The organism is Ilyobacter sp. (assembly GCF_041583315.1).
Classification (GTDB): Bacteria; Fusobacteriota; Fusobacteriia; order Fusobacteriales; family Fusobacteriaceae; genus Ilyobacter.
In genome coordinates this window covers 1-5,052 of record NZ_JBFHGC010000170.1, presented here as the reverse complement: position 1 = coordinate 5,052, position 5,052 = coordinate 1, and the positions used below count along the sequence as shown (strand labels likewise).

The window sequence follows — 5,052 nt, the reverse complement described above, 5'->3', positions numbered from 1 at the left end:
AGCCGCCCTGGTCTGAAAATCATCAACATTTATAATTATCTGATTCATCTTATATTACTCCGTTCAAAATTTCTTCTCTCGTTATCAGATTTCCATTTACACTTATCTCTTTTAGACTTAGACTATTATCTATTGATATCTTAAAACTCTTTCCGAAGGTTTTTCTGTTGATTCCTCTGTTTCCGACAATTTTTGATATATTTTTTTCATTTGCTTTTACATTCAGGTTTCCGACTTCATCTCTATGTATGGTGAGAAATCTAGAATATATCTCTCCTTCTACCAGTTCCCGAAATGACGGATGAAAAGGTCCGTCTATAATGACTCCCTCTTCCCTTATATCATCAGATGGCTGCAGCCCTACCCTTATTATATTTATTCCAGCTTTTTCAAAAAGTGCATAAATAGGAACCACTCTGTCAACTGCTTCCTTCAGTGTCATCGGGGCAAAAGTGCCTTCATAATACATTTTCTCCATTTGGGTCCCGTTTATGACAAGAGTGGGGTATATTCTGACCATGTCAGGTCCTATCCCCACTACTCTTTTGGCACTTATAAAATCTTTTTCATCCGTTGACCCTGGAAGCCCTGGCATAAGTTGTATTCCAAGAGCTATCCCGGCCTCTTTGATCATTGTCGAGGCTTCAAAAACTTTCTCCGGACGGTATCCTCTGCCTGAAAGTTCTAAAACATCAGCATCAAGAGACTGAACTCCTAGCTCTATTGTGGTTACTCCGTACTCTTTGAGCATAAGAAGTATTTCATGTGATATATAATCAGGTCTTGTGGACATCCTTATTCCGTCTACCTTCCCATCATCAATATACTTTTTGACTACCGCTAGATAATTTCTCTGAAGATCTATCGAAATCCCTGTAAAAGTTCCACCAAAGAAAGCCACTTCTTTTTTTGATTCCTTTGGAAGAGTTTTTAAATAATCTTCAATGATCGTCTCTAATTCATCGGCACTCACGTCTGTTTCTATACCTGTAATCTTCTTTTGATTACAAAATACACATGAATTTGGGCATCCAAAATGACTTATAAAAACTGGAATATTATAATGCTTCATATGCCTTTACTCCCAATTTTCTGCAGGCGTTTCTTGCTGCTGACTGCTCTGCACTTTTTTTATTTCTCCCTGTTCCCAGTCCCATTAGCTCATCATTTATTTTCACTGCTATTTCAAAGGATTTTCTGTGATCAGGTCCCATCTCTTTTATCACTTCATAAAAAGGAATTACCTTGTACTCCCTCTGACTAAATTCCTGAAGAATAGTTTTAAAATCTATAAGATCTTCATTTTCCTCTATATGGTCTATGAATCTCTTCAGATGCTTTATGGCAAACTCCTTGGCTATTATGAAATTAGAATCAAGATAAACCGCACCTAGTATAGCTTCGAATACGTCTCCTAATATGGAACTCCTGTCTCTTCCTCCTGTAAGCTCCTCTCCTTTACTTAAAAGAAGATGATTTCCCACTCCAAGTTTTCTGGAAATTTTAGCAAGCACAGGCTCACTGACAATCATTGATTTCAATTTAGCCAGATCTCCCTCGCTTGAACCGGTAAAATGCAAATAAAGATATTCTGTAACAACAAGATCTAGAACTGCATCTCCCAGCAGTTCTAGTCTCTCGTTGTTTACCTTTTTATAATCCCAGTTTTCATTTCCATAAGACCTGTGAATGAGGGCGTGCTTCAGAAGTTTTTTGCTGTTAAATGTATACTGCAATCTTTTTTCAAGTTCTGCAAAACAACTTTCTACCACTGTCCTCTACACCTCTTATTTATATTTTTTCATTGCGATAACTGCGTTGTGTCCTCCAAAACCTAGTGAGTTGGAAAGACCTACTCTTATCTCTTTTTCCACAGCTATGTTAGGTACATAATTAAGATCCAAGTCTGGATCTGGAGTATCATAATTGATTGTAGGTGGTAATATTCCTTCGCTTATTGCAAGTGCTAAGAAAGCTCCTTCTATTCCTCCAGCTGCTCCTAGACCGTGTCCTGTAGCACCTTTAGTTGAAGATACTGCCAGTTTATAGGCATGATCTCCGAATATTGTTTTTATTGAAGCTGTTTCATTTCTGTCGTTTGCAGGAGTTGAAGTTCCATGGGCATTGATGTAGTCCACTTCTGATAAGTCGATTCCACCTTGCTCAAGTGCCATTTTCATAGCTCTTGCTCCGCCTTCTCCACCTTCAGATGGTGATGTTATATGATAAGCATCACAAGTTTCTCCGTATCCTACAACTTCAGCATATATTTTTGCACCTCTAGCTTTTGCCGCTTCTAGTTCTTCAAGTATTACTATTCCTGCACCTTCTCCCATTACAAAACCGTCTCTGTCTGCTGTAAATGGTCTAGATGCTTTTTCTGGCTCATCGTTTCTGGTAGAAAGAGCTTTCATATTTGCAAATCCGTTGATAGCAAACTTAGTGATACAAGCTTCTGTACCTCCTGCGATCATTGCATCTGCCTTTCCGTTTCTGATAGTTTCAAAAGCATCTCCTATAGAGTGCGTTCCTGCTGCACAAGCAGTTACTACAGCTTTATTCGGTCCCTTTGCTCCTGTGTATATAGCTACGTTTCCTGCTGCCATATTTGATATCATTGCAGGTATTGTAAAAGGAGATATTCTCTTTATCCCTTTATTTAACATTACCTCGTGCTGTTGTTCCATTACCTCTATACCACCTATACCAGAAGATACGATTACTCCTACTCTTTCTGCATTTTCAGCAGTAATTTCAAGTTTAGAATCCTCAATTGCCATTTTTGAAGCTACTATGGCAAACTGTGTATTTCTAGCAAGTTTCTTAACTTCTTTTTTTTCAATTCCGAAATCTGTAGGATCAAAATCTTTTACCTCAGCTGCAACTTTTACAGGGTTGTCAGTAGTGTCGAAAGATTCGATATTTCCCACTCCAGTTTTACCTTCTTTGATAGCTTTCCAAGTTTTTTCTACCCCTGTTCCCAAAGCAGTTACAAGGCCTATTCCAGTTACTACAACTCTTCTCACTTTATCCTTCACCTCTTCATGAAACTTTTTATTTTATCGTAAATGAGACAAATCACTATAAAAAGCGATTTTTTCAATTTTCTATAAATACAATTATAGGGGTAATTAATTACCCCTATAACCTTTAAATATTACTTATTAGATTCGATGTAGTTTACTACGTCTTGAACAGTTTTGATCTTTTCAGCCTCTGTATCAGGAATCTCTACGTCAAATTCCTCTTCGAAAGCCATTATTAGTTCAACTGTATCTAGTGAATCTGCTCCTAGATCGTCTACGAAGTTCGCCTCAAGAGTTACTTGATCCGCGTCTACACCTAATTGATCTACTACTACTTCTTTGATTTTATCTAACATTCTTTTTCCTCCTTGGTTTTTTCATTAATTTTTTCTATTATGATAGTATCAAATTTAATGTGATTTTTCAAGACTTTTATATCTTAAACGCCCTTAAGGCATCAACATTCCACCATTAACACTTAAAGTCTGACCTGTGATATAGCTAGAAAGATCAGAAGACAGAAACAGTACTGCATTCGCAATGTCTTCAGGAGTTCCCATTACACCCATAGGGATGTTTTTTGCAAACTCTTTCTTTACATCTTCACTTAGTATATCTGTCATTTCAGATTGTATATATCCTGGAGCTACAGCGTTTACCCTCACTCCTCTTTTCCCTACTTCTTTTGCCAGAGATTTAGTCATACCTATCATTCCGGCTTTTGAAGCAGAGTAGTTCACTTGACCTGCATTTCCCATTAGTCCCACAACTGATGCCATATTAATGATGCTTCCGTATCTCTGTTTTACCATAGTCTTAAAGAAAGCCTGTGTACAGTTGTAAGTTCCTTTGAGGTTGATATTCATAACAAGATCAAAATCTTCCTCTTTCATTCTCATGAAAAGTGTATCTCTTGTAATTCCTGCATTGTTGACAAGAATATCTATTTTCCCAAACTTCTCAAGAGTTTTAGATGCTAGCTCAGCCATACTTTCACTTGAAACAACATTTCCAGGAACGAATATAGCTTCCACTCCGTATTTTTCAGAGATCTCTTTGGCAGTTTTTTCACCTATCTCTGCTAGTATATCTGTAATTACAAGATTAGCACCGGCCTGTGCTAATTTTTCAGCAACAGCTCTTCCGATTCCTCTTGCAGAACCAGTAATGACCGCTACTTTTCCTTTTAAATCAATCATTCTTTCCTCCTTGTTAAAGAGATTTAATTATTTTATTTTAAATTTTAAAATAAACTTATGCTAGATCTTCTAATTTTTCAATGTTTTCAACTTCTAGTGTTTTATCTATTTTTCTGATAAGACCCTTGAGAACTTTTCCAGGTCCTATTTCATAAATTTTTTCAACACCTTCAGATTTTAGCTTCTCTATAGTTTCAACCCATCTAACAGGTCCGAAAGTCTGATCATAAAGCTCTTTTTTGATCTCTTCAGCATCAGTTGTTACCTCTGCAGTAGTATTTGCCACGAGCTTTGCAGTTCCTGTTTTGAATACATAGTTTTCCACTTCAGCTTTCAGTTTTTCTCCAGCTGGCTTCATTAGAGAAGAGTGGAAAGGTCCAGATACAGAAAGTACCAGTGCTCTTCTTGCACCTGCTTCTTTTAGTGCCTCGCATGCCTTTTCAATAGCAGCTACAGAACCGGCTATAACTGTCTGTCCAGGTTCATTAAAGTTTACCGCCTCTACTACTCCGTCGACACCTTTTAATACTTCTTCAATTTTAGACGCTTCCATTCCTATGATAGCAGCCATGGTACCGTTTACTTCCTGAGAAACTGTGTTCATAGTATCTCCTCTGAACGCCGTAAGTTTTACAGCATCTTCTAGAGAAAGATATCCTCCGGCTCCTAAGGCAGCATATTCTCCCACTGAATGTCCAGCTACATAGTCAGCTTTTATCCCTTTTTCTTCCATAAGTTTAGAAAGAACAAGACTCATTGCAACAATTGCAGGCTGAGTATATTTAGTCTGCTTAAGGTCCTCTTCAGGTCCTTCAAACATAACTCTT

At 37.5% G+C, this 5,052-nt stretch carries 6 protein-coding genes; all 6 read right to left on the bottom strand.

Annotation, left to right across the window (positions count from 1 at the left end; genetic code table 11):
* Positions 1–49: 49 nt before the first annotated feature.
* The gene (locus ABZA26_RS07260; protein WP_372713857.1) at positions 50–1,072 is read right to left on the bottom strand and encodes an elongator complex protein 3; all 1,023 of its coding nucleotides are present in this window, start codon (positions 1,070–1,072) and stop codon (positions 50–52) included.
* Positions 1,059–1,772 (bottom strand): ribonuclease III, encoded by a 714-nt coding sequence (gene rnc, locus ABZA26_RS07255; RefSeq protein WP_372713856.1) that lies wholly within the window; start codon positions 1,770–1,772, stop codon positions 1,059–1,061. Before rnc ends, ABZA26_RS07260 begins: the two co-directional genes overlap by 14 nt.
* Positions 1,773–1,787: 15 nt before the next feature.
* Positions 1,788–3,026, bottom strand: coding sequence for a beta-ketoacyl-ACP synthase II (fabF, locus tag ABZA26_RS07250; protein ID WP_372713855.1), 1,239 nt, complete (start codon positions 3,024–3,026; stop codon positions 1,788–1,790).
* 131 nt (positions 3,027–3,157) lie between these two features.
* Positions 3,158–3,382: an acyl carrier protein gene (locus ABZA26_RS07245; protein WP_013387955.1), complete on the bottom strand. Its 225-nt coding sequence runs from the start codon at positions 3,380–3,382 to the stop codon at positions 3,158–3,160.
* Positions 3,383–3,475: 93 nt separating this feature from the next.
* Positions 3,476–4,225 (bottom strand): 3-oxoacyl-[acyl-carrier-protein] reductase, encoded by a 750-nt coding sequence (gene fabG, locus ABZA26_RS07240; RefSeq protein ID WP_372713854.1) that lies wholly within the window; start codon positions 4,223–4,225, stop codon positions 3,476–3,478.
* Between the two features lie 55 nt (positions 4,226–4,280).
* The coding region (locus tag ABZA26_RS07235; RefSeq protein WP_372713853.1) for an ACP S-malonyltransferase at positions 4,281–5,052 on the bottom strand (772 nt) is incomplete at its 5' end.

Excerpts from the sequence above, each read along its gene's own strand:
- ABZA26_RS07245 (WP_013387955.1), bottom strand. The coding sequence starts at position 3,382 with ATGTTAGATAAAATCAAAGAAGTAGTAGTAGATCAATTAGGTGTAGAC.
- ABZA26_RS07260 (WP_372713857.1), bottom strand. The coding sequence starts at position 1,072 with ATGAAGCATTATAATATTCCAGTTTTTATAAGTCATTTTGGATGCCCA.
- fabG (WP_372713854.1), bottom strand. The coding sequence starts at position 4,225 with ATGATTGATTTAAAAGGAAAAGTAGCGGTCATTACTGGTTCTGCAAGA.